This window comes from Rhodohalobacter sp. (genome assembly GCF_034521535.1).
GTDB lineage: Bacteria > Bacteroidota > Rhodothermia > Balneolales > Balneolaceae > Rhodohalobacter.
The window spans coordinates 255,635-280,551 of sequence record NZ_JAXHMF010000006.1 but is presented as its reverse complement, the minus strand read 5'-3'; the positions used below and the strand labels follow the sequence as shown (position 1 = coordinate 280,551).

General features: G+C 42.6%; 22 protein-coding genes and 1 tRNA gene. 19 read left to right on the top strand and 4 right to left on the bottom strand.

Features of this window, described 5'->3' with window-relative positions:
- Positions 1–47: 47 nt before the first annotated feature.
- Positions 48–1,064 (bottom strand): hypothetical protein, encoded by a 1,017-nt coding sequence (locus U5K35_RS13595; protein WP_322572035.1) that lies wholly within the window; start codon positions 1,062–1,064, stop codon positions 48–50.
- 185 nt (positions 1,065–1,249) lie between these two features.
- Between U5K35_RS13595 and U5K35_RS13590 the strand changes: the two genes are divergently transcribed.
- Both U5K35_RS13590 and U5K35_RS13585 read left to right on the top strand, forming a co-directional pair.
- Positions 1,250–1,960: an alpha/beta hydrolase gene (locus U5K35_RS13590; protein ID WP_322572034.1), complete on the top strand. Its 711-nt coding sequence runs from the start codon at positions 1,250–1,252 to the stop codon at positions 1,958–1,960.
- A gap of 75 nt (positions 1,961–2,035) precedes the next feature.
- Positions 2,036–2,749, top strand: a complete 714-nt coding sequence (locus U5K35_RS13585; RefSeq protein WP_322572033.1) for a response regulator transcription factor — start codon at positions 2,036–2,038, stop codon at positions 2,747–2,749.
- A gap of 68 nt (positions 2,750–2,817) precedes the next feature.
- Here U5K35_RS13585 and U5K35_RS13580 read toward each other — a convergent pair whose 3' ends face one another.
- Positions 2,818–3,279, bottom strand: coding sequence for a hypothetical protein (locus tag U5K35_RS13580; RefSeq protein WP_322572032.1), 462 nt, complete (start codon positions 3,277–3,279; stop codon positions 2,818–2,820).
- 184 nt (positions 3,280–3,463) lie between these two features.
- Between U5K35_RS13580 and U5K35_RS13575 the strand changes: the two genes are divergently transcribed.
- Positions 3,464–3,547: transfer RNA gene (locus tag U5K35_RS13575), tRNA-Leu, on the top strand.
- 339 nt (positions 3,548–3,886) lie between these two features.
- Here the strand turns inward: U5K35_RS13575 and U5K35_RS13570 are convergent.
- Positions 3,887–4,573 (bottom strand): hypothetical protein, encoded by a 687-nt coding sequence (locus U5K35_RS13570; RefSeq protein WP_322572031.1) that lies wholly within the window; start codon positions 4,571–4,573, stop codon positions 3,887–3,889.
- A gap of 12 nt (positions 4,574–4,585) precedes the next feature.
- Entirely contained in the window at positions 4,586–4,996 is a 411-nt protein-coding gene (locus U5K35_RS13565; RefSeq protein WP_322572030.1) for a hypothetical protein, read from the bottom strand.
- A gap of 152 nt (positions 4,997–5,148) precedes the next feature.
- On the opposite strand from U5K35_RS13565, the gene U5K35_RS13560 reads away from it, so the two are divergent.
- The 16 genes from U5K35_RS13560 (at position 5,149) to U5K35_RS13485 (ending at position 24,916) form a co-directional block, all read left to right on the top strand.
- Positions 5,149–6,495, top strand: a complete 1,347-nt coding sequence (locus tag U5K35_RS13560; RefSeq protein WP_322572029.1) for a CoA-disulfide reductase — start codon at positions 5,149–5,151, stop codon at positions 6,493–6,495.
- Positions 6,496–6,822: 327 nt separating this feature from the next.
- Positions 6,823–8,214: a DASS family sodium-coupled anion symporter gene (locus tag U5K35_RS13555; RefSeq protein ID WP_322572028.1), complete on the top strand. Its 1,392-nt coding sequence runs from the start codon at positions 6,823–6,825 to the stop codon at positions 8,212–8,214.
- Between the two features lie 10 nt (positions 8,215–8,224).
- Positions 8,225–8,725: a response regulator gene (locus U5K35_RS13550; protein WP_322572027.1), complete on the top strand. Its 501-nt coding sequence runs from the start codon at positions 8,225–8,227 to the stop codon at positions 8,723–8,725.
- On the top strand, positions 8,722–9,888 hold the full coding sequence (locus U5K35_RS13545; protein WP_322572026.1) for a cyclic nucleotide-binding domain-containing protein: 1,167 nt from the start codon (positions 8,722–8,724) through the stop codon (positions 9,886–9,888). Before U5K35_RS13550 ends, U5K35_RS13545 begins: the two co-directional genes overlap by 4 nt.
- A complete protein-coding gene (locus U5K35_RS13540) occupies positions 9,857–10,231 on the top strand; it encodes an ATP-binding protein (RefSeq protein WP_322572025.1) in 375 nt (124 codons plus the stop codon). The genes U5K35_RS13545 and U5K35_RS13540 overlap by 32 nt, the downstream gene beginning before the upstream one ends.
- 765 nt (positions 10,232–10,996) lie before the next feature.
- Positions 10,997–12,028, top strand: a complete 1,032-nt coding sequence (locus U5K35_RS13535) for an IS110 family transposase (protein WP_322572024.1) — start codon at positions 10,997–10,999, stop codon at positions 12,026–12,028.
- 678 nt (positions 12,029–12,706) lie between these two features.
- Positions 12,707–14,488, top strand: coding sequence for an invasin domain 3-containing protein (locus U5K35_RS13530; RefSeq protein ID WP_322572023.1), 1,782 nt, complete (start codon positions 12,707–12,709; stop codon positions 14,486–14,488).
- Positions 14,482–14,970: an Ig-like domain-containing protein gene (locus U5K35_RS13525; RefSeq protein WP_322572022.1), complete on the top strand. Its 489-nt coding sequence runs from the start codon at positions 14,482–14,484 to the stop codon at positions 14,968–14,970. Before U5K35_RS13530 ends, U5K35_RS13525 begins: the two co-directional genes overlap by 7 nt.
- Before the next feature lie 123 nt (positions 14,971–15,093).
- Entirely contained in the window at positions 15,094–16,107 is a 1,014-nt protein-coding gene (locus U5K35_RS13520) for a hypothetical protein (protein WP_322572021.1), read from the top strand.
- Between the two features lie 515 nt (positions 16,108–16,622).
- Positions 16,623–16,898 (top strand): hypothetical protein, encoded by a 276-nt coding sequence (locus tag U5K35_RS13515; RefSeq protein WP_322572020.1) that lies wholly within the window; start codon positions 16,623–16,625, stop codon positions 16,896–16,898.
- A gap of 933 nt (positions 16,899–17,831) precedes the next feature.
- Positions 17,832–18,413, top strand: a complete 582-nt coding sequence (locus tag U5K35_RS13510; protein ID WP_416221643.1) for an O-antigen ligase family protein — start codon at positions 17,832–17,834, stop codon at positions 18,411–18,413.
- A gap of 311 nt (positions 18,414–18,724) precedes the next feature.
- Entirely contained in the window at positions 18,725–19,201 is a 477-nt protein-coding gene (locus tag U5K35_RS13505) for a hypothetical protein (RefSeq protein ID WP_322572018.1), read from the top strand.
- A 10-nt stretch (positions 19,202–19,211) separates the two neighbouring features.
- The gene (locus U5K35_RS13500; RefSeq protein WP_322572017.1) at positions 19,212–20,546 is read left to right on the top strand and encodes a type II secretion system F family protein; all 1,335 of its coding nucleotides are present in this window, start codon (positions 19,212–19,214) and stop codon (positions 20,544–20,546) included.
- A gap of 1,437 nt (positions 20,547–21,983) precedes the next feature.
- Entirely contained in the window at positions 21,984–23,756 is a 1,773-nt protein-coding gene (locus U5K35_RS13495; RefSeq protein WP_322572016.1) for a GspE/PulE family protein, read from the top strand.
- A 50-nt stretch (positions 23,757–23,806) separates the two neighbouring features.
- Complete coding sequence (locus tag U5K35_RS13490) at positions 23,807–24,283, top strand: cyclic nucleotide-binding domain-containing protein (RefSeq protein WP_322572015.1); 477 nt, start codon at positions 23,807–23,809, stop codon at positions 24,281–24,283.
- A 237-nt stretch (positions 24,284–24,520) separates the two neighbouring features.
- Positions 24,521–24,916, top strand: coding sequence for a hypothetical protein (locus tag U5K35_RS13485; RefSeq protein WP_322572014.1), 396 nt, complete (start codon positions 24,521–24,523; stop codon positions 24,914–24,916).
- The last annotated feature ends 1 nt before the right edge of the window (position 24,917 follow it).

The following is a 24,917-nucleotide window of genomic DNA, read 5'->3' as shown; positions in this document are numbered from 1 at the left end:
ATGCTTATTAGTTAAAGTCATTAATACTATAAATTCTCTCTTAAGACCTAAATATTCACTCTCAATCCGAAGACGTGCATTGATGAGATTCCGGATGGTTCCGCAACAAAAGCGTAATCTATGGATGGAGTAAGTTGATCAAAAGGAAGATGAACTGAAAAGCCTGCAGAGGGTTGAAGTGTTTGCTCCGGATTCTTTTCATTCCAAATCATTCCTCCACGCAGAGAAATTCTTTCATGTGGAGAGTAATCAACTCCTGATCTGAAAAATTGAGCAGTTGAACGAATTTCATTCCTTCCACTATTTTCCAGCACAGATTCTCCATATTGATTACGAAGTTCATAATCCGCATGAAGTATAAGATCCTCAAATAAGATATAGGTTACTCCGGTTAAGAATCTGAGGGGTTCTTTCTCTCTATTTGAAGCCGATTCTGTTCCATATAGATCAGACGTATTAACAGATCTGGAAGAGAGCAAATTTTGGATGGATGCTCCAACATTCAGCCGGTCTGAAATTTTTCCGATAATGCCAAGGTCGATGCCAATTCCCTGAACGGCAGGAACTTCTTCATGAAAATCAGAATGGTTAAAATTGATCCCTAGACCGGCCAGGACTTTTTCTGAAAATCGAATTCCGAATGTTCCGGATAACCGATATTCAGACGTTGACAAATATCCTGTATGATATCCGCTAAGGTTACGGCCGTCAATATCTCCGGTTCTGGCGTTTATCAGGCTGAAAGTTAATCCGGCCGAGGGTGGAAGCTGAAAATTTACAGACACCATGTGAAGCTGCCTGTCGAACTGCATCAAACCAGATGAAAATAAAAGAGGAATAGAACTGCTTTGAAGAGCTGCCTGAGCGGGATTATAGTAGCTGTGTCCGCTGTACCGTGTGGATGCAGTCATGGCATTTCCCATAGACAGTCCGATTGGTGAGAATCCCATTCTGGAAAATTCTCCGTTATAACCGCCTTGCGAATAACATTGGATTGGGCTGAGAAATACCGCTACTAATGCGGCGCTCAAAAATAAACTTATAGGGACGTTTGTAAATTTCATTAACGATCTGTCTTCTCAATTCATGACATAAGCTATTGAATTTTTATAGATCAACGTAAATAAATTTATGGTACATTCAGAAAGACAGTTGTAATTTTTGCTATTTGTTCCACAAATTTTACTATCATTAGTTCAGATTACACAGTTGTTTAGGACTCATCAATTAATTTAAGCTTAAAAGTTAAATGGCCGGTAAGGATAGAGAAGTATTGGTATCCGGAAAAACATCTTTTAAAGTAGAAGTACCTTATTCACTGATTGAAACCGGAGAAAAGGGTGAAAAACCATTGATCATCTATTTACACGGTTTTGGTGAGAATATTGATCTATTTAAGAAGCGATGTGATTCTCTGTTAAATCTTAAAGCCTATCATCTGTTTATTCAGGGACCGTATCCTATTTACGACCGAAGCAGAAAAAAGAATGTTTCTGACTGGGGACGAGCATGGTATCTGTATGATGGAAATCAAGGACAATTTATCAAATCCCTGGAATTGGCATCGGAATTTATTCAGGGAATTATAGATAAACTCTTGCCGGTTATTCAGGTGAACCGAATTGGGGTTATGGGTTATTCCATGGGAGGATATTTGGCCGGTTATTTTGCACTCACGCGCTGGAAACACGTGAATGACCTCGCCGTGACTGGAGCGAGAATTAAAACGGAGATCCTAAATGAGAATTTTGAAAATATACAGCACATGAATATTGCTGCGTTTCATGGCAAAAACGATGATAAGGTTCAGTCCGGACCTCAAGCCAACGAAATAGAAATGCTAAAGGAAAATGGTGTAAAAGCAGAGTTGAATTTATTAAATGAAAACCATTCATTTAGTGAAGTCTATTTAAATCAAATTTTTAAATGGTTTAAACGCAGTGGTTATGAAGAGGTGTAAAAAAATACTTTTTTGAATTAAATAATTTTGTAACCTTCAGAAGATTCATCTTTACAACTTTGAAATGAATTAATTATGTCTACAGCATCTACGGAAACCAAAAAAAAGATGAAAATATTAGTCGTTGAAGACGATCCGACCGTTCGAACACTTGTAAAAGCAGTTCTGGAACACCGGGGAAATGATGTTGCTGTTGCTGAAACAGCAGGCGACGGAGAAGAAAAGGCTCTCAATAACAAGTTTGATATGATCATTCTTGACTTGCGTCTGCCCGATGGTAACGGTTATGATGTATGTGCAAAAATCCGAGAGGAGGGAGTTACAACTCCGGTGCTTGTACTTTCTGCCGAACACGAGACAGATGTAAAAGTTAAGGTATTGAATGTAGGTGCAGACGATTATCTGACGAAACCATTTAACAGTGATGAGTTGATGGCTCGCCTTGATGCCATTGCAAGACGAAGTAACAACAAAGGCGCAGAGAAAGAGCTTACATGCGGCAGCCTTACCGTAGATCTGATAACCAGAAAAATGATTATCGATGAAAATGAGGTAGACTTAACCAATAACGAGTTTAATCTATTGGTTTACTTTGTTCGAAATAAAGGGAGAATTATTTCGCAGGAAGAGCTTGCCAGTAAAGTTTGGGATATACACTTTGATACTCAAACAAACTACATCAATGTGTATATCAGCTACCTTAGAAAGAAAATGCGAGAGCACTCGGAATTTGATTTTATTGAAACGATCCGGAAAAAAGGATTTATGTTTCAATGTGATGAGGAGTAAAGCTGCTGCATCGTTTTTGAATCAGACAGATCAAAGATTTATTTAATCTCTCCGACGCTCTTTGCGAATCAGTTCTCTTGCGGTTTGTGATAATCCTGATGGCTTTCACCTAAATCGCTCTCTTCTTTTACCTCTTGAGGAGCGGAATTTTTCTTGGGATCTGTTAGCTGCCACGCTAAAAGTATAGATCCCAAAGATAGAACCAATGTTGTAATCGGATAGAATAGAGACTCAATGCCTGTTAAAAGGTAGATCTGACCGTAGCGAAGGAGAATAATGAAAAAAAGAAGATTCAAAAGTGCTACCAATCTATGTGAACGCCCATAGGTTAGCGTAAACATCGCACCGAAAAAGACCGAGAAGCCACCAATGAGGGTAAGCAGCATTGGCCATATGATCCCGGGGAATTCAGAGTATGAGATCATTGGATAATTTAATCCCATATAGATAGAGATAATAACACGGGCGAATGAATCCAGTGCAACGACAATTGCTACACCAATCAAACTTCCTACTAATGCTTTTTTCATTTTAAGTGGACTAAATGATTTACGTTTGTCAGTAATTAAACTACTAAGAAATCCTCTTATTTGATAAGTTAACTTTTCTGAAGTTACGATTCAGTTTATGCATCAAATGTATCTATAAAATTTGATCAAATAGATGTTTCTATTGTTTGGAACCCTGCTTATATTTGAAATCTTCAAACAATTAGCCTGGGTGGCGGAATTGGTAGACGCGCCGGATTCAAAATCCGGTGGTGGCGACATCGTAAGGGTTCGAGTCCCTTCCCAGGTACTACTATTCATCTCGATTTATAACTCAGCACCATTACCATTATATTACTTTGAACAGTAATGTGTCTGAAAAGGGACGAGAAGCCTGTCCCGCCGCAGAGGAATTAGCCAGTTGGCTAATCGGGAAGTCCCTTCCCAGTACTGTTTCATATCTTTTTTTCAATCATGCTCTTTTTTCACTCTGTATCACATCAGATAAGTAACGAGAAGAGGACTTTCATTAAAGTTTCATAGTCCAAGCCTATCGGGAAATTCTTTTCAAAGTATCAGAACCTGGATTTATATAGGGTATGCCTGAATAGTATTAAGACATTTCCTGGATGATTTAAACTAATGACGGCTACCTGCTAAACAGTCTTGGATTTTTTTCGATAAATTTTTTGATCCACTCTCTCACAAAGTAATTTTTGGCGGATTTCAGATACATCCAGCCAGACATGCTAATGATGAATGCTCCGCCGGCATTTACAATCATATCCCACATGGTATCCGTTAAACCGGATGGATCATCCATCATCTGTTTCTGCATGTTCAACTCAAAGGTATGATCTATAGTAAATTCTAAAATCTCCCAGATTGTCCCAATAGACACGGCGAAAGTAAATGCAAATAAAGCAATAAAACCGGATGTTAAATGTATATCAATACGTTTACTTTCATTGAGAATATAGATCAGCAGAAAACCAAATATCCCCATAATCAGGCCGGCTGATGCGTGAAGGCCAATATCCCACCACCAAACGCGCTGGTAAAAATGCTGAACTTCACCCAGATAGAGAGCCGCAAATGTGAATATGACCGCTGTGAGATGAAATTCCGCGGGAATATCCACCTGTAGTCTTTTTCTAAAAATGATGGGAATAAACAGAACAATCAAAAGCAGACTCACCACAAAAAGAGAGAGCCATTGCGATTCTGTCAATAGATAGATCCATTCCAGCCCAACTACAATGAGTAAGATTCGTCCAACCCAAAGATGAACCCTTGTAATTCGGTCGGGCTTTTTATGATCTGTATTACCGGTCATTTCTGCATAAAATTAATCCTCTGAGTCAAATCTCCTGCTATCCTGCACATATTGCCACTGACGGTAGTGTTCACGTGAATAGTCAAATACATGATTTTGATTGATCCACACGCTGTCGATATAGGTCGTAAGCAGTGGCCTAACTAAATATTGATCACCCTGCTCATCTATTACAAATAAGATTTCGCTAGGTTCAAATTCACCGACTACTGTTGTGGTATCTGATGGCTCATCGTAAACGTCAGATTTTTGGATGGTAAAAACTTGTTTGATGTACTCATCCTGATTCAGATTGAGTTTAACAGGGTATAGCGATCGATATATTAAACCGACAATTACGAGCACCACAAAAAACAGCACTGACCATTTGACTACAAAATTAAACCCTCGGTTCGAATTATTCGATGATGTCTCTTTTTCCATGTTGATGTTAGATATATAGGTTGAAAAATTTCAACCGAAAGGTAAGACATATTTTTAAAGAGAGTAAGAATGTATACTACTGTTCATTCAGAATAGAGGATGACTTTAATTCTTGATACATTATTATAAAGCGTAATTAAATAAACAGGGTTATGAGCAAAGGAAAATTAGTAGTCGTCGGAGGAGACGCGGCCGGAATGAGCGCTGCATCAAAAGTTAGAAGGGAACAACCCGACCGGGAAATTGTGGTTTTTGAAAGGGGAAATCACACTTCTTACGCAGCGTGTGGGATGCCTTATTTTATCGCGGGGCAGGTGAGTGATTCCGACCAGCTGATTGCCCGGAAACCTGCAGTTTTCAGGGAAAAACAGAATATCGACGTAAGAACACGTCATGAGGTTATAAATATTGACGTGGATAGTAAAAAGGTTGAAGTCAGAAATATTAAGGAGGATTCAACATTTTGGGAGTCTTACGACGAACTATTGATTGCAACCGGTGCTTCTCCGATCCGTCCGGATTTTGAGGGGATAGATTCAGACGGGATTTTCGGTTTGAGTACACTTCAAACTGGAATTGACGTTTTTAAGTACATAGAAAAGCATTCGCCCAAAAAGGCGGTCATCGTTGGAGGCGGATACATTGGAATAGAGATGGCTGAAGCGCTGCTGGATCTAGATATGGAGGTAACCCTTTTTGATATGGCTCCGCAGGTGATGACCACCATGGATAAAGATATGGCCGATCTGATTGCTGAGTATATGAGAGAATCGGGTGTTAATCTCTTTCTGAATGAAAAACTGGATAGTTTTGAAGCAAAGAATGGAACGGTCACTTCAGTTCTGACTGATCAAAGAGAAGTGGAAGCAGAATTGGTCATTCTTGGAATGGGTGTAAAACCAAACGCTGCCCTTACAGATGGAACACCCATAGAAACCGGTGTGAAGGGTGCAATTAAGGTTGATAAAAAGTTACAGACATCAGTGCCTGGTATTTGGGCTGCCGGAGATTGTGCCGAGTCTTATCACCTGATCAAAAAAGAGAAGACCTGGATTGCTCTCGGAACCGTAGCTAACAAACATGGATTGGTAGCCGGGATAAATCTGAGCGGCGGAGATCTTGAATTTCCGGGTGTATGTGGTACAGCTATCACGAAATTTAAAGATCTTGAAATCTCCAGAACCGGATTGTCAGAAAAGGAGCTGGAGGAATCTGGCATTAAATATAAAACTGCCATGATCGAGAGCCGAACCCGATCCGGTTACTATCCGGGGAGCGACAAGATTAATGTGAAATTAATTGCGGAGGAAAACAATGGAAAGATTTTGGGCGGACAGATCGTTGGGTTTGCAGGCTCTGCTAAGCGAATTGACACGATCGTTACCGCAATTACAGCCGGGATGACCGCGCAGAATATCGTAGATCTTGATCTTTCGTATGCTCCGCCATTCTCACCGGTTTGGGATCCCGTTCAAACGGCAGCGAGGAGGTTGGTTTGATCTACCGAAAGAAGTTTTCAACTATAAAGAGATCAGATACAATTCTCGCAGAGAAACGCTGATTAACTCGCAGACGTACGCAGAAATTCTGCGAGGCTCTGCGGAGTAATCTGCGCAAATTAGCGAGAGATTGAATTGATCTGTTTTTGGATCTCCAAAAAATCTACCATAGTTGTATAGTGATGAATATAGAATCATAACGTGATATATAATCCTGAAACCGCTACCAGTAAATAATTGGTTTTTTTAAGGAAACTTCTCAGTTAGAACTCAATTTCTGTGTATTTTGATATAAATCAATCATCGTTCTGACTTATTTATTGTTCTATGGATAAAGCTAAACTGACCGGACTTGTTTTAGGGATTATTGGGTTTTGTATTCCACTGTTCATCACTTTTCCCGGATTGTCGCTGCCGGGACACTTGGCACTAAGTATCTTCCTCTTGGCTGCTGTTTTTTGGATGTTTGAAACCATTCCCATCTACTCGACATCTATTTTGGTGATTCTCCTCGAAGTACTTCTGCTCAGTGCGGAAGGTCTGATCTCATTCGGGTCCATATCAAGCTACGATCCTGTTCCGTTCAGTCAGTTTGTGGGAACGCTGGCCAACCCGATTATAATCCTCTTTTTGGGTGGATTTGTTCTGGCTGATGCCGCCGTCAAATACAATTTTGATAAGAACATGACACGGATTCTGCTAAAACCGTTTGGCACCAGTCCGAAAATGATCATGTTTGGCTTGATGGTTGTGACGGCTTCTCTTTCCGCATTTATGAGTAATACGGCAACCACGGCGATGATGGTGACGGTCATCATTCCCATACTTGCTAAAATGGACATGACCGATCCGGCCAGAATCAGCATTGCGCTCTCTATTCCATTTGCAGCTAATATCGGAGGGGTTGCAACGCCAATCGGTACTCCTCCAAACGCTGTTGTGATTGCGGCTTTAAACCAACAGGGATTGAATATAGAATTTGGAAGCTGGATGCTCTACGCGCTCCCATTGGCGATCGTTATGCTTGCCTTTGCATGGTTTTTGCTTTTAAAACTCCATCCGCCCGCTCTGAAATCAATACCGCTTGAAATGAAAGGAGAGTGGAAAACGTCAAGAAACGCCTGGATTCTGTATGTGGTATTTGGCGTAACTGTCCTGATGTGGGTCACAGAAAGCCTTCACGGTATAAAGAGCAGTATTGTTGCGCTAATTCCCGTAGCGGTGCTTACACTCACTCAGGCGTTCGAGAAGGATGATATCCGAAATCTGCCGTGGGAGGTTCTGTGGCTTATTGCCGGTGGTATATCATTGGGGATTGCCATGAAGGAAACTGGATTGGCCGACTGGATTGTGGGAAGCATCAGCTGGGATCAGATGTCGTACCTGGTTCTGCTCGGTGTGTTTGCCGTTGTATCTATCATGATGTCAAACTTTTTATCCAACACGGTAACGGCTTCATTGCTGATTCCCTTGGGAATTACCCTGGCCACATCCGGAGTAGTCGGAGGACCTGCCGGAACCATGATGATCGGTTTGATCATTGCCCTCAGCACGAGTTTCGCGATGGTTCTGCCCATTTCAACGCCGCCAAATGCTATTGCCGTCAGCACAGGAGTTGTGGAAACCAAAGACATGATCGTTGCCGGTTCCATCATTGGCATTGTTGCCATAATTTTAGTCATATTGATGACAAGTTTTTACTGGCCCTACATTCTCTAAATTCAAAGCTATGAAATCAGAAATTTACATATTGGTTATTGAAGATGAACCGGAAGTTCTTGACTCCATAGTCCGGGACATCACCGAATTTGAAGAGTACTTTAACGTGGAGATGGCGGATACCGCTGAAGAAGCGGAAGCACTCATCGAGGAAATTCTGGCAGAAGACGGGAAAATCGGGCTGGTATTATGCGATCACGTTCTGCCGGGTAAAAACGGAGTAGAGCTGCTCGTTGAAATGCAAGAAGAGGAGAAGACCAAATCGACCCGAAAAGTACTGATTACCGGTCAGGCCGGACTTGATGAAACCGTAAAAGCAGTAAACGAAGCGGATTTGAAACACTACATCGCCAAACCCTGGCAAAAAGAGGAGCTGGTTGATATCACCCGAAATCTATTGACTGATTATGTGATCGAACATGTGAAAGACCTGCTTCCATATATGAAGATTTTAGATTCAGAAAGAATTGCTGAGAGTTTGAGAACCGGACGAAAAATGACGGATCAATGAAATTTAAACTCGGCTCACAATGGCTGGAAGATCGAGATCAGGTAACCGGATTGTTGCACCGGGTACTGGATGAGAACGGCCAGGCCGAGAAGTACCTTTTTGAGTTGGGGGCGGGTATTATCATTTTTAAGGAGGGTGAGCCGCTCAATAACATCTATATTCTTCTGGATGGCGATGTACAGCTATATAAACAGAAGCCGTATAACGATGTCCAGTTTCCGCTTCAGCATCTGGGTTCAGGTTCCCTGATCGGCATTATTTCATTCATCACAGGACTCCCGTCACTTACCACCGCTAAAACGCAGGAAAACTGCCGCTTTCTCCGTATCCCCAAAAAAGATGTGAATCGGTTGATTGATATTCATCCTGAATTGGACGGCTATCTGGATGAGTTGATCATGGTGAACTTGCTGGAGCGATATCGTCAAACGATCATACTTCAGATGAAGCTCGATTCGGTAAACACCAAACTTCAGAAAGAGCGGAATGAGCTGAGGCAGGCGTATCGCGATCTTCAGGATGCCCAAAAGGCATTGGTTCACCAGGAAAAAATGGCAACACTGGGACAGCTGGTGGCCGGCTTTGCGCACGAAGTGAATAACCCGACTGCGGCTCTGTTGCGGTCAACGGATACCCTTGAGAAACATCTTCATCAACTGATGCAGAAGATGTACGGTGAGAGTGACTCTGAGCTTCATCAAACCGGACAACAGTTTTTTGGGCTGGGAAGAAATGCCGGGTTTCCCGATACCAAAACCATTCGCGAGCGTTCAAAACAGTTAAAAGAGGTTTTTCCTGATTTGGGAATTCGCAGGTCCGGATCATCGCTCAGATGCCGGAAGGGATATGCAGATATGCTTCATAAAGTGACGGACGGCAATCCGGAACAGATACAATATCTGCTTGATCAGTTTGAATTTGGAAAGATGTTTCAAAACATAGAGACGGCAGGAGAGAGAATTGCGGGTCTGGTGAAATCCCTGAAAAGCTACAGCCGCTCGGATACGGAAGACCGCTACGAATGGATTGATATCCGTGAGGGAATTCACGACACGCTTCAGCTGACCAGTAACCGGGTGAAGTTCTACGATCTCTATCTGGACCTGCCGGAAGTGCCCGAAATCAGGGCTGATGCCGCCGGGCTCAATCAGGTCCTGGACTAATATTATCTTGAATGCATCTGATGCGATGGGAAAGCAAGGCAGTCTGGATATCCGCTGCGGAACCGGTGAGAAAGAAAATGATAATGGGAAGACTAAAGAGGTGATTTGGGTGTCAATAAAAGATTCAGGGCCGGGAATACCGGAAGAGAATCTGGAGAAGATCTTTGAACCAAAATTTTCCACCAAAAAGACCGGTGCAAAGTTTGGCCTTGGCTTGGGATTATCAATCTCTGAGGATATTGTAGAGCATCACGGTGGAGAGATCAAAGCGGAAAACGCCGAAGACGGCGGGGCCCGGTTTATTGTAACGCTTCCGGTAAAGACCGAGCAGAAGAGTTTATAGGAGTGAAGGTACGTCAGTTCGAGTGATTAATTTTGCACAACCAGGTCAAAATTATTTCAGAGGTGACATAATAATTCTCCCCTTGAGGGGAGTGAGCTGTTTGATACGCAATCAGAAGTTTTTCATAATCTATCACTGGTAGCGGAGGCCAGTTTTTTGGACGAAGAAGAGACATCTTCGTGTTATACCTGCTAATTTACAATCCAGGAGATATCTCGACTCCGGTCGTCTCTTCGTTCCTACCTGCGCTCGATAAGACAAGGAGCTGGGGTTCAGAGCGCGGCGTATGACACTTGGAGGCTGAAATTGGTTCTGGTTTACGCCGCATAAGAGAATTGTAGATAGCCAATAGTGTTGATTGCGGCGGTGTGATGAGTACTGGTTTATTTGAAAACCAAATCCGCCGTTATTGTAATGTTGGTATCCTGTCATCTCGAGCGCAGACACCAAAGCGATAGCGGAGGTGACGAAGTCGAGAGATCTCTCATATATACAGTGTTCCAATGAATTCCTCCGGTTCTTGTTCCTCCCTGCTCTTTAGACTTCCTCAAGAAAGTTTTGTTGGTTTTAAACAAAACCTACCAATCCCCGACAGACAGTTTATGATGTGCTCAGGGTAAAACCCAAAGTTCGAATCAAACCTGTCGGGGCAGGTAGACCGGATAACCCAAATAGTATGCAACCTTTACGATTGTAAAAGAGTCGGGATGCGGCCTACCATTGGCAGGTTTCTCATTATAATATTCGAAAAATACAGGATTCACGATGGAACTTACAATTACATGGCGATTTGTAGTAGGAATTGATATTTCAAAACAATGCCTGGACTGTTATTTATTGGATCGAAAGACTACTCAGGGGTGGGATCTACAGGTAGACAACAACCCCGAAGGATTTGCCCGGCTTGGCCGTTGGCTGGATGACCGGCAGGTGGAATGCTCCCAGACGATTCTGATCAGTGAACACACCGGTCGTTATGGGGAGCATCTGCTTCGATGGACCACGTGCGAAGAATGGGCCCATGCCGTGGTAAAAACTACGGCTTTGAATAAAATCACACCCGAGCATCACCGCAAGGATGATCGCTACGATGCACGAGCATTAGCGGACTACGGAGTTCGCTTCAGTGACCGGTTATCTCTGAGCAAAGCCCCTAGCCCGGCCATGGGACAACTCAAGCGGCTTCAGGGCGAACGGCGAAAGATGGTTGACCGACGAGCGGCCCTGAAAAGTAAACTCACCGAAGCCGATATCCACGATGCAGACATGGACCAATTAACTGGCATGTGGACGCAGCAAATTAACCTGCTCAGCCAACACATTAAACGCCTTGAGGAAACGATGGACGAGTTGATTAGTCAGGATGAAGCTTTAACGGCTCGTCATCAGATCATGAGAACGGCTCCCGGAATCGGTCCGGTAATCGGACGGTTTTGGCTGAGTTTGTTTACCGGAGAAGACCAATTAAATGCCCGGAAAATCTCCTCTCGTTTTGGATTTGCACCTCACGGGCGCAGTTCCGGGAGTTCGGTAAAAAGCCCGGATCGATCCACCGGTTACGGAAATTCAGAAATGCGTAAATTAATGCACCAGGCTGCCCGCAGTGTGGCCAATCACAAGCCTCACTACCGGGAGTATTACGAGCGTAAAATCGAGGAAGGGAAACACGAGCTGCTCGTCATCAATAACATCATTAACAAGTTGATTCGATTGTACTGCGCTATGTGGAATAATCAATCAGAATATGATCCGAACTATATTCAGAACATGAAACAAAAATGGAAAAAATCAGCCTAATTCACTTGATTTAGTCATAGTATTCGATATGACAGGTCGGTTGGGGTTAGGACGCGGCGTATGATGTTTGTAAGCTGAAATTTAATCTGTTCACGCGCGCATACGTGATAGTTTTATAACTCAGATCCCAACTAAAATGAACGACGAATCACCGAACGTCCGACTTCTTTATTTCAAATTTAAAATTGATGATAGAGAAAAGAGATCCAGGCTCGAACCCAATCCCGCAGGGATTAAACATAATTAGCCTGGGGTGTAGCAGAGCGGAACCCCAGGAAAAAAGATCTAACCAGGTCACCGCCGAACAGAGAGATTAATTTAAATCTCCCGATTATGTTGAGGCGGAAAACCACTATTTAGTTTGATAGACAACTCGCTGAATATTGCGGTATTTTCAGGTTAGGATCCGGATTATTATGAATAATTATTGTCGAATTAATGCATGAAAATTAACGACAAAAGCATTTGTAACAATTGGGTCTCCATTCTCTCCTTCCGGTTAGGAAATGACTAAGCATAGATCATCTTTTTTATTCTACATCAGAATGTTAAGGGATAAAGTTCAGAAAATTCAGGTTTAATACTGATGAACTTTCTCATAGAAAAGATGACTTGTGTAAAGTAAAATAACCTCAACTTGATTATCTGGATACTTAAAACAATAAACAGACTAAGAGAATGATAAATTTTAAACACCTTTCTTTATATATAGTAATACTATCTGCCGTTGCGATAACATTAACTTCATGCGAAACAACTTCAACTCCGGATTATGAGCCAAGTTCAGTCACAGGATTGGTAACAGATGCCAATCAAAATCCTTTGGAGGATGCTATAGTTCGTATCATTAACCCTGCGCCTGAAATAGTTACAACAACCAATGAAGCGGGCAATTACTTGTTTGAATTGCAAGTGGACTCAACGATTACTTACACTATTGAAGTTCGAAAAGAGGGTTATGCAGCAGATACGCAAGAGTTTCTGGCAATCCCCGAACGTGATGTTGAACTTCCTGCATTCCGTTTGGCTTCGTCAGAGGGTGGCGACGATGGGGACGAAGATACACCTCCTCCACCGGGCGATGAATCTGAAGGTTCAGCATTTATCACCTTCGAATCGTTGTCTTATGAAACCATTCAGGTGCGTGAAGCTGGCGGAATTGAAACAACTGAATTTGAATTTTTGATTACTGATTCTTTGGGCACTCCGGTTTCTCAGTCAAACGCCGTGGATGTTCATTTTGAGATCGCATCGGGTCCCGAAGGCGGTGAAAGTATCTATCCGGAAACTGTGACCACACGAAACGGTATTGCCAAAGCAGCGCTAACAAGTGGTACCGCAGCCGGTGTGGTTCAGATACGAGCCAGCTTTACGCGCGATGAAAATACAGAACAGTCAAAACCTGTCAGTGTTACCATCAGCGGCGGACTGCCCAACGACAATCACTTTGAAGTTAGCTCCGGACAAAAGAATATACCGGCAGCAACTTCTGACCCGACCGAGATCAGAGCCTTGATTGGGGATCGTTATGGAAATACGGCTCTTGAAGGCACTGCGGTATATTTCTCGACCAACAAGGGAACCATTAACGGATCAGCTTCAACAGATGCAGACGGCTACGCCACATCCCAGCTGCAAACCAACCAGACCTCGCCAGGAACGGCAACCGTGCGCGTGGAGACGGTTGATGAGAACAGCGCCCGTATTTCTCGAGAACTCGATATCCTCTTCAGTGGCAAGCCACAGCTTACCGTCACTCCTGATGATATTGATTTGGAGGACTTCACCTCACAGACATTTGCTGTAACTCTGGAGGATGAAAACGGTAACCCGCTGGCTGAGGGAACACAATTGAGTGTTGACGTCAATAACGATCAGCTCACCCTCTCCGGTGACATCGATGTTACCATTGGTGACGAAACCGAATCCGGTGAAGGAGTCACGGAGTTTGAGTTTGAGCTACGACAGACAGATGATGAACCCATCACTCAAAATGTAACCGTAACTGTTCGTGCCGATGGGCCAAATGGCATCGTTACACGGAACTTAACGTTTACAGCACCGGATGCTATTTTCGGAGAGCCTGATGCTATTCAGTTCACTGAAATTTCGGAAACCAACATTCATGTGAAAGAGTCAGGTCGTATAGAGTCTTCCTCACTTACATTCCAGGTACTTGATGAGTTTGGCAATCCTCTTGGAAAAGAAAACCGTGCAGAAGTTGAATTTACATTTGGATCGCACCCTGACGGCGGGGAACGATTTTCTCCGCAGACAGCCACGACAAATGACCAGGGAATGGCCGTGACTACACTTCACAGTGGAACCGAGTCTGGCATCGTTCAGGTAGTTGCACAAATCTCGGGTACCGGTATTCAATCGGCTCCGGCTCAGATTACCATCAGTGGCGGTTATCCGGATGAAGACGATCATTTTGAAAGTCAGTTCCGGTCGTGCTGAGCATCGCCGCACTCAGCTCAGAGCCATTAACGATTACCGCTCTGCTGGGTGATAAATATGGAAATACTGTACCGGAAGGCACTGCGGTATATTTCTCGACCAATAAAGGAACGATCAACGGATCAGCTTCAACAGATGCAAACGGCTACGCCACATCCCAGTTGCAAACCAATCAAACCTCGCCGGGTATTGCAACCGTGCGCGTGGAGACGGTTGATGAGAACAGCACCCGTATTTCTCGAGAACTCGACATTCTGTTCAGTGGCAAGCCACAGCTGGCGGTGACTCCGGAAACCGTGGACCTGGCAGACTTCACCTCGCAAACGTTTGCGGTAAGCTTAGAAGATGAGAACGGGAATCCACTTGCAGAAGGAACTTCACTTGAAGTGAGCATGGATCATCCTGAGCTGATATTGGATGGAGATAGCCAGGTGGCACTTGGCGATGAAACAACGGCAGGACCGGGCGTAACAGTAATTTGAGTTCCGAACGCGTAATCCGGGTGGAGAGGAATTATCACTGAAGATGCAGTCATTAACGTTGATGTAAATAGTCCGAATGGAAATATATCTAATAAACTACAATTTGACGCGCCTGAGCCGCCATTGGCAGAAGCGGCATCTGTCTATCTGGAATCTGTAACCGCGACTGATATCGGAGTTCAATCAACCGGACAGAAAGAAACAACCCAACTGACTTTCGTAGTGGAGGATCAAAACGGTAATCCGTTAACGAAAGAGAACAGTGTGGATGTCGATTTCCGATTTGGTGCGAGACCGGGCGGAAGTGAGTATATCACGGATGAGACGGTTACCACAAACTCGAACGGGGAAGCCACTGCAACGGTAATTAGCGGTAACTTGGCCGGTGTGGTTCAGGTGATTGCTGAATTTACTATGGCTGACGGTACTACCGTCCGATCTTCTAAACCCGTTCAGGTTGTGATTCATGCCGGGCTGCCAAGCCAGGCTCACTTAACAATTATTCCTGAACGAAGGAATTTTGCAATTGAAGAAAACGGACAGTATCCGGTTAAAGTGAAGGCCGGGGATATTCACGGAAACAGGGTGCCCGATGGTACGGCGATCTATTTTACCACAGACGGCGGATTTATCCAGGGATCGGCATTTACTGTTGACGGTGAAGCTACAGCGAATTTAACGGTTGCCAACCCAATTCCGGCCAACGGACAAGTAACCATTACCGCAACTACTGCCAACGATACCGAACAGAATATATCGATATCCACAAATGTACTCTTTACCGATTCACCCATTATTACAGTGACTCCGGAGACGTTTGACATCCTTAATGCGGAAGATCAGCAGTTTGATTACACCGTGATGGATGCTAACGGGAACCCAATGGCAGAAGGAACCACTGTTACGGTAACGGTAGATGGGAATGAAATCGATCTGTTGGGAGATCTCGACATAACCATTGGTGCTCCGAACAGCTCATTCAATAATCTGGATGTAACCAATTACAGCTTCATTATAGATGATGCGAATCCGGATGTGACAAATGAGACACCTGTTATGATTACAATTGAGGTTGCGGGACCAAACGGAACTGCCAGAAAAACCATAAGCGGAACGAAAGCGAAGGTACGGCCTTAAAAAATTACGAACCCTCCAAGGATTCCAAATCCTTGGAAGGTTATATTTATCAGATTTTAAATTATTCTGTAACAAATCAAATCCGCGATTGTCCTTAAAGTTGAACAATCTTCTAACGAAGTTGGCTTTAGCGTTAATCCGGGCTTAACAAATGGAGGTACTCACTTTGGTATTGACCTTAACAAAAATAGTCTTATACTCTAATAGACGGTGAAAACAGGGATGGAACACCGATTTGATGCAATTAGAAGAGTTTAAAACTACCTCTTCAAATTTAGAAAAGCTTAACTGCATCATAGTCTGAAAGTTGTCATCTTGGTTTCAGAGCGACAGACGTAACGGATTGATCAAAATAAATTTGTAACAATCCAAACAGTCGTTACTCTTTATCAGTGTGATTCATTCAAACGAACAACGAACTTTAAACAATAACCAACAACCGAAACCTATTTCCACAACGGAAATTCACTTTCGAAACTCAATTTAACTTAACACAAACAAACAGGTAAACAACCATGGGTCAACAACAATTATTACTCGTAATTCTCGTAACAATCATCGTGGGTATCGCGACGGTTGTGGCTATTAACACATTTGGATCTGCTGCGGATTCAGCTAACGTAGATGCCGTTCGTCAAGATATGGCTTCAATTGCAGCTGCTGCACAGGGATATTACATGAAACCACAAATGCTTGGTGGAGGTGGAAGAAAGTTTGATGGAATTGACTTTCAGATGATATTACATTTGCTGGAACGGTTAATGCATGCAGGTGACCTAGGCAGCAAATGAAAATGGAACATACATGCTTGGTACAGTTAGCAACTGGCACGAATGGTCACTTGTACTATCAACTGCAGCTAATGATTCAGAGTGGAACGATAACTGAAGCACGAGTATGTGAACTATGGTATTGGAATGGAAGATCCAGATGTAGCTGCATCCTGCCAGATCAATGTCTATACAGACTCATAACGTATTTTACATAAATTTAAACCTCTCAGTTTTAAAATCTGAGAGGTTTTTTTTTGTCTATGAAAAAGATTGTATCATAATATTGTGCAACATTTTTAGTTATTTGGAGCTTATTTACAAATTCTTGGCTATACAGTCTCTATGATAGTAAAAGAATTCTTCAGCTTGGATGTATTAACACTTGCAGGGATTTTATTTACATTGGTCTAATTAATAGTTGGAAAATTAAAGACTACGATATACACCCATTTCAACAGGTGATAGAATGTATTAGGTTTGAAATTTGTGCTAGTAGCTCTTCTGTTCAGTACACTATATTCGATATTTTTAAGTAACTATCCTGAAAAAGCAGTTGTTGATGTGCTTTTTCACATAATCTTGTTAATCCTCTCCTATTTAATTTCATCAACTTTTTTAAAAGAACACTATTGGCTTGGTAAGGTGATTTATGCTACAGCGTTAATCTTTACCGGGTTTATATATAGTCATTTTGATAGGTAATTATATCAGTCATCTATGTTTAGATCCATTTATTTCTGATTTGGCCACATAAGATCATCTACTATGTAAATATTGGTGATGTATCATGTGAAAGGAAAAGAAATCCTTTATTTTGTCAATAGAAGGTTTTTTAATCACACACAAACGTGGACTTTTCCTTTACTCATTGGACTTACTGTATTCTTAAAGAGATCCAAAGGGTATAAAAATTTCTCACCTCTGATTTTTATTCTGATATCTATTTGGTGGATGCTGCTGTATCAATCCGGAGGGCGGGGCACTACATTAAGCGTATTTGTTGCAGGCGCATTTTTGTGGATTGTGTCCAAAAAAGATTTTACTCCACTTGTTAAACCTCTTGTCCTTTCATCTTTAGCCGGATGGGGATTAAAATATCTTCTGTTTGATCTTCCATACTCCGGTTCAGGCCAGGCAGTGCTGAGAACCAACAATAATCGAACATTTCGATGGGAGGGAGCACTGGAAGTTTGGTGGGAAAATCCATGGTTTGGGATTGGCCCCGGTCACTATGGTGAAATCGGCCCTACTCAGTTTGTGGGACACCCTCATAACTACTACCTGCAAATTCTCAGTGAATGGGGAATAATCGCTTTTATCTCTATAGCCATACTGTTTTTTATCGCAGCTTCGTTTGCGTGGAAAAAATACGGAGAGACAAAGCCCGGTTCTGCAAATCGATTAAACTTCATAGTGATGAGTTGGTCATTTATTGCGGCTTGTTGTCACGCTTTTTTTAGCGGTGTTATGCATACACCACTTAAGCCAGATGTGGTTGGTTCTCATTCTATCCTGGTTTATCGGTTACTATAAAAGAAGTCAAGCTGGAGTAAAGTCAGATAAAATCCCGGTACTAGCCTATGTTAGTCTCTTTAGTGATTGTTCTTATTATAGTCTATCCGGAAATTCTATCACTGCCTGAAATGTATAAAGCTTACTCAGAACAATATCCGGGCAGAAACCTGTATCCACGTTTTTGGGGTCAGGGTTTCTTTCCTTTGGATTGAATATTGAATTAATCCTGCATAATCAAGTATAAACCCTTCTAATCAATCAGTCTTATTCTCAATAATTAAGTAGATTATTCAGATTAATTGAATAAGAAATAAAAAGGGTACTTAAGAATGGGGCAACAACAATTATTATTAGTCATACTGGTGACTATCATTGTAGGTTTGGCAACGGTAGTTGCCATTAACACTTTTCAATCCGCAGCTGAGGATGCAAACATGGATGCCATTCGTCAGGATATCCTGCAGGCCCAATCCAATGCAAATGCTTATGCTCTTAAACCTGATGTTTTAGGTGGAGGAAATGGGGGATATCAGGGAATCACTCTTCGAGAGATTTCACTTCCGGAAGAGAATGATAATGCTCTATATGAATTGGGGGAAATCAATGATGATTCGTTTGAAATTATTGCTACTTCAGAAAGAGGGTTTGTATTAACGGCTACAATTTCACGAGAGATTCAATTGACTGGGACCGGGATGATCCCTGATCTATTGAATTCATCTCTATTTTTTGTAACATTTTACCTAATAAACAGTCTTGTTGATAAGGGAATTATTCCATATCTATATCTCCCAATAAATCAATGATCTCTCAGACATGGCCCAATTTCGTTTAAAAGCTATTTCCGCCGCAGGCAAACCGATTAAAACCGAGTTTGAAGCCCAGAATAAAAAAGAGGCTCAGGCCAAGGTTAAAAAGCTGGAGGCCAAAAACGGCGTGCAGGTAAAAGCCCTGGATAAGAAAGAGACCTATATGTATAAGGTCCAGCGGCCGGGCAAGGCGAAGCAGTCGGGCGAGCAGGAGGCGTACAGCAAAGAGGAAGTGGAGCGGGCACTGACCAAGCTGGGCTATAAGGTTATCAGCGTTAATAAAAAACTGTTTGATTTTAAAGGCGGGGTTCCGACACAGGATGTTGTGACGTTTGTAAGTCTCTCATCCGACCTGTTAAACCAGCAGCTTCCCTATGACGAGATTCTGGGCCTTCTCTATGAGGATACGCAGAACAAGCGTATGAAAGAGGTGATCAAGGAGATTCAGAAAGATCTCAAAGACGGTAAAGAGGGAGAGGAGGTGTATGGCAAGCACGAGGATGTGTTTGGAAAGTTTGCCGCCTACATGCTCAGCGTGGCATCCACGTCGGGTAACATGGCCCAGGTATTTCAGAGTACTGCGAAATTTTTGGAACGGGATGCGGAATTTAAAAAGAACCTGAGGCGATCCCTGTTGATGCCGACGATTACGGTTCTTGCCGTTGTTGGAACCATTCTTTTCTATGTGGGATATATTTTCCCGGCTACGGCGGAGCTTTTCCTGGAGTTTGATATCAAACTGCCACCCATGACGGCTGCGACACTGGAATTAAGCTATTGGCTGGCGGATAACTGGATTGTGCTCACGCTTGCCCACGTTATACCGATTTCACTGTTTATTTGGTACGTGAGGACTCCGAAAGGAAAACTGTTTCTGGATAAGTATATCATAAAAATACCGGTCATCGGGGATCTGCTCCACAAAACCAGTATTGAGATTTTTGCCCGTGTATTCTTTACGCTTTACAGCGGTTCCGGGCAAAATATTGAGGTGATTAAAGTGGCCTCAGAGGCTTGCCGTAACTCCTACATGGAGAAGCAGATTAAAGAGGTAGCCATCAAGAGTATGTTGAAGGACGGTGCCGGTTTGGTTGAGTCTATCGAGAACACCGGTGTATTTACCACAACGGCGATTAGTCGTTTCAGGCTGGGAGCTGAATCCGGTGCTCTGAAGGAGAACGCCAAGCAGCTGGCTGATTATTATGAAGTGCAGACAACCTATAAGATGGAGTCGGTAATTGATACGATCAACCTCTTCATCAACCTTTTCATTATGGTTGCGCTGATCGCGATTACGGTGGTCTCTTCCGAGTCTGCGCTGATCGATATGAATCCGCAGTAGGGAATTTGGACTTGACTCGTGCCGACTGATGCCACAGTGCTTATCCGGAATGCATGTCCAGCCGTCGCTAAAGCTATGTTTGGTAAACTCGTATGTGAAACCTATGAATGGGTTTGCAGTTTCCCCTTTTGAAGGGACAGGTCTGCTCTACGAAGCATATGCGAAGTAGTGGGGATGATAGGATCTTTCCACTCGATATATGTGACAGAGAGTTATCATTTAGGTTACGTATACATTTAAAAATCTTCGAAGCGTTCCATATTTTGCTTCCTTAGATTTCTCCACTCGCTACACTCGGTCGAAATGACAAGAGATATTTTATAAATAACGGCGTATCAGAATTGGAATATATCAAGGGGTTTGTAGATACGCCGTCTACTGAAAATTCGCTCAATTCAGGATCGTATCATTGCCTTAATTTTTAAATGAATTGTGAAACGTCCCGATGGGACTGTTTATTTTTTGAATGCCTATCCACCCGCCAATGAATTGGCGGGCTATGATGTGTTACCATGGCTACGCCATTGGGAGATTTAAACTGCCCTGGCGGGGCAGAATGTGAGTAGCCCTGTACAAGCGTTAGCGCAGTGCAGGGTACAAGGTAAAATAAACATTACCCGCCGAACAGAGGGCTTGGATAAGAGCTTCAAATAGAATAGAGGCGGTCACTTACCAAATGGTTTTTTAAAAAATAGTCTTCGAAGCTTTCCATGTTTTGCTTCATTAGATTTCTCCACTCGCTATACTCGGTCGAAATGACAAGAGATATTTTATAAATAACGGCGTATCAGAATTGGAATATATTGAGGTGTTTGTAGTTACGCCGTCTACTGAAAATTCGCTCAATTCAGGATCGTATCATTGCCTTAATTTTCAAATGAATTGTGAAACGTCCCTATGAGGCTGTTTATTTTTTTGAATGCCATCTTCCCACGAATGAATTGGTAGGCTATGATGTGTTATCATGGCTACGCCATTGGGATTAAAACTGCCCTGGCAGGGCAGAATGTGAATAGCCCTGTACAAGCGATAGCGCAGTGCAGGGTATACGGTGCAACAATCATCATCCGCCGAACAGGGTGTATAGTTTGGAGCTACAAATAGTAATGAGGCGGTCATTTAGCGAAATTATTTAGAACTACAAAACTGTGTAGATTTTAACCACCCCTCAATCCCCTCCTTAAAAAGGAGGGGAATTTCATCAATATAATTCAATGTGGAATAAATCAATACAGGGTAACAGACAACCAACTCTCACTCATATCCTCGAACAAATCTTTGAATAATTTAATCACAGTAATTTCAATCTGTTATTGAAATATTGGTTAATAATAGCGATTCTACGTTCTAACACTTTATATTGATCATCGAAATTCCATTTGCATTCACATTAAATAGTGCTTGTCTTAAACCCTTGATATCACTAATCTCTCTAACATGGGTAAAGTAAATACCAGAACACATATTGGAGACCTTCTCTGCAGCAGGGGAGTGATCACGGATGAGCAGCTCTCTATGGCTCTGAAAATCCTATCTGAAGAGCCTGAACACTCAAACCGGCGTATCGGACAGATTCTCTATCAGGACCTGAATCTGGACCGTCATGAGGTGATGCGACAGATAGCCGATATTTACGCCTTTGATGAGGTGTTTGCAGGCAGAACTGATTTACCCCCTGATAAAATTCAGGATATTAAAAGCTATATGGATGATCTTCCGCAGGAGACTGTGGATGAACTGGCTCATCAGAAAGCAGTTCCTATTCATAAAACAACGACCAGTTTGACGATAGCTGCAGCTGATCCATCAGACCCAAAGCTCTCCGGTACGCTCTCCCGGCTTAATTTCAAAGAGTTTGATATAGAGTACTGCCGGTATGAGATGATCGAGTATATTCTCTCGAATGTGTACGAGCAGAAAAATGAATTTCTGGACCTGCTCGAGGAAATTGACTACGAAGAGCCTCAGATGGGAGAGGACACCCAGGAGGTTGACGAGGAGGAGATTGAAGCCGAAATCAACCAAAGTATGCTCAACTCCCTCATTGAGGGAATGCTGGTGGAGGGTGTTCGGCAGGGCGTCAGTGATATGCACATTGTACCGAGCGGCCCAACTACCACCGATATTCGATTCCGAACAGACGGTAAGCTGCAGCTGTGGTATCAGCAGAAAAATGTGAAACCCGAAGCGATCACCGCTGTTGTAAAAGATAAAACACGGAATGTTGACCGTTTTGAGCGCGACAGCTCTCAGGATGGTTTTATTCAGCGAAGTGTGGATAATCACAACATCCGGTATCGTGTCTCCATCATGCCGATGGTAGGGGCTCAGTTTGATCGAAAATTTGAATCGGTTGTAATCCGGGTTTTGGATGACCGTAAAGTAATTACTGATCTTAATGTTCTCGGCCTTCAGAAAAAGGCGAAGGAAGATTTTGTGAAGGCGATCGAGAAGCCGTCAGGTATCTGTATTATCACGGGACCGACCGGTAGCGGTAAGTCGACTACGCTTGTTGCAGCTCTCTACTATGTGATTGATCCGACTAAAAATGTTCTTACGGTTGAGGAGCCGGTTGAGTATCTGATTAAAGGAGCCCGTCAGCTGAAGATCAGTAACAATATGACCTTTGATATGGCGATTCGCGGGATTCTTCGTCATGACCCTGACATTGTACTTGTAGGTGAGATGCGTGACCTTAAAACCGCTGAAATTGCTATTAAGATGGCGAACACAGGTCACCTTACTTTTTCTACGCTTCACACTAATGATGCTCCGAGTGCCGTATCCCGACTTTTTAAAATGGGTGTTGAACCATTTCTGATTGCCAACGCTGTTAACCTGGTAATGGCTCAGCGATTAATTCGTCGTCTTTGCAAGTGTAAGGAGCAGTATGAACCCCATCCGGAAACATTGCGAGGAATTGGTTTTACGGAAGAAGAGATTGAGAACGGAACATTTTATAAAGCAGTAGGCTGTGAAAAGTGCAATGGAACCGGGTTCAAAGGGCGTGCTGCGATTCACGAAGCTCTCTTTTTCAGTAAAGATATAAAACGTATTATTTTGGAAGCAGGTGGCGACATTGACGAGGAGGTAATAAAAAATCAGGCGGTCAAGAACGGAATGCTTACATTGCGTGCATCAGGCCGTGAGCGAATTAAGGAAGGGATAACCACAGTAGATGAGATTATTGCAATTACCCTGGATGATTAAATGAAGCGTAGGTGACTAATATGACCAGATCGGACAGTAATAAATTAAATATGATGCCATTGTATATGCGGAACCTGCTGAAGGATCCGCCGCATCTGTTGAAGAATTTTCACTATGAAGATGTCCTGTCTTTTCTTGAATTGGGTAATGAAGAGCGTTTCCTCCGGGGTGAAACGATCGTGAATGAACATGACCGAGTACAAACAGCTTATCTGGTTGGGGAAGGAAAAGTTGGTGTTTGGAAAGATGAAATTCAGCTTGCCGTTTTAGATGAAGGCAGTTTTATAGGCGAAACATTCCTGTTCAGCAAACAAAACCGTATGGCCAAAGTTGTGTGTGAGGAGAACGCCATTTTACTGGCATTTCAGAGATATGATGTACTCAACTACTTTAGGCGGCGGCCTGAGAAGCTGTTCAACATTTTTACTAAGAATATCATAGAGATTCAGCAGAAGAAAATTGAAAATATGAACATTCAGCTGCTGAATCTAAAAAAAAGGCTTTTGGGGAATGAAAGCTGGAAGTAACAGCTGATGCTTTTAGGTTCAGGTATTTTGTAACAATCGCAGTTTAGGGTACTCTTTACCTATAGTTCGGAAGGTATAAATAGTTTTGTTGAGTTCCGCTCAGAATCAAAAAATTGTGTTTTAGGCGTGGAAATACTTTCGTTGGATTAACATTCAGTTTAAACTCACTGAATATTAAAAGTTTAAAAATCATCTACATTAATTATATTCGGTAAATTACCTAACTAAAAACGCTGCATGAGTACATCGATATCATTTAAACCTATTCGGGAAATTTGCGGAAAGATTGCCTCTCAGATACCGGAGTCTAAAAAAGGACTTGAGTATCACGCCGCTATAGGGAATATGGTGAATGATCTACCTGAAGATCAGAGAAAAATTTTAAGAAAATCTCTGAACGCCTTTCTTATCTACATGGAAAAGATTGAGGCTTCCGATATTGATGTGGGCGGACACGGCTGTAACGGTAAAATTTGGTACAGGGTATTCGGTAAAAAATCTCCGCTTAATATGGAAGTTGAACTTCCCATCGGTGAAACGGATGTTTTACTTCACAATGTGCTTACGCAGACCCAGCGCGATCAGTTGATGGACAAAGAAAAGTCTGGATTTCTCCTATACAATTCAGACTGAA

Coding starts and splice junctions, on each gene's coding strand:
- U5K35_RS13595 (WP_322572035.1), bottom strand. CDS start 1,064: ATGAAATTTACAAACGTCCCTATAAGTTTATTTTTGAGCGCCGCATTA.
- U5K35_RS13495 (WP_322572016.1), top strand. CDS start 21,984: ATGGGTAAAGTAAATACCAGAACACATATTGGAGACCTTCTCTGCAGC.
- U5K35_RS13580 (WP_322572032.1), bottom strand. CDS start 3,279: ATGAAAAAAGCATTAGTAGGAAGTTTGATTGGTGTAGCAATTGTCGTT.
- U5K35_RS13490 (WP_322572015.1), top strand. CDS start 23,807: ATGATGCCATTGTATATGCGGAACCTGCTGAAGGATCCGCCGCATCTG.
- U5K35_RS13560 (WP_322572029.1), top strand. CDS start 5,149: ATGAGCAAAGGAAAATTAGTAGTCGTCGGAGGAGACGCGGCCGGAATG.
- U5K35_RS13485 (WP_322572014.1), top strand. CDS start 24,521: ATGAGTACATCGATATCATTTAAACCTATTCGGGAAATTTGCGGAAAG.
- U5K35_RS13530 (WP_322572023.1), top strand. CDS start 12,707: ATGATAAATTTTAAACACCTTTCTTTATATATAGTAATACTATCTGCC.
- U5K35_RS13565 (WP_322572030.1), bottom strand. CDS start 4,996: ATGGAAAAAGAGACATCATCGAATAATTCGAACCGAGGGTTTAATTTT.
- U5K35_RS13585 (WP_322572033.1), top strand. CDS start 2,036: ATGTCTACAGCATCTACGGAAACCAAAAAAAAGATGAAAATATTAGTC.
- U5K35_RS13590 (WP_322572034.1), top strand. CDS start 1,250: ATGGCCGGTAAGGATAGAGAAGTATTGGTATCCGGAAAAACATCTTTT.
- U5K35_RS13570 (WP_322572031.1), bottom strand. CDS start 4,573: ATGACCGGTAATACAGATCATAAAAAGCCCGACCGAATTACAAGGGTT.
- U5K35_RS13515 (WP_322572020.1), top strand. CDS start 16,623: ATGGGTCAACAACAATTATTACTCGTAATTCTCGTAACAATCATCGTG.
- U5K35_RS13540 (WP_322572025.1), top strand. CDS start 9,857: ATGCCGCCGGGCTCAATCAGGTCCTGGACTAATATTATCTTGAATGCA.
- U5K35_RS13545 (WP_322572026.1), top strand. CDS start 8,722: ATGAAATTTAAACTCGGCTCACAATGGCTGGAAGATCGAGATCAGGTA.
- U5K35_RS13505 (WP_322572018.1), top strand. CDS start 18,725: ATGGGGCAACAACAATTATTATTAGTCATACTGGTGACTATCATTGTA.
- U5K35_RS13500 (WP_322572017.1), top strand. CDS start 19,212: ATGGCCCAATTTCGTTTAAAAGCTATTTCCGCCGCAGGCAAACCGATT.
- U5K35_RS13535 (WP_322572024.1), top strand. CDS start 10,997: ATGGAACTTACAATTACATGGCGATTTGTAGTAGGAATTGATATTTCA.
- U5K35_RS13555 (WP_322572028.1), top strand. CDS start 6,823: ATGGATAAAGCTAAACTGACCGGACTTGTTTTAGGGATTATTGGGTTT.
- U5K35_RS13510 (WP_416221643.1), top strand. CDS start 17,832: ATGCTGCTGTATCAATCCGGAGGGCGGGGCACTACATTAAGCGTATTT.
- U5K35_RS13550 (WP_322572027.1), top strand. CDS start 8,225: ATGAAATCAGAAATTTACATATTGGTTATTGAAGATGAACCGGAAGTT.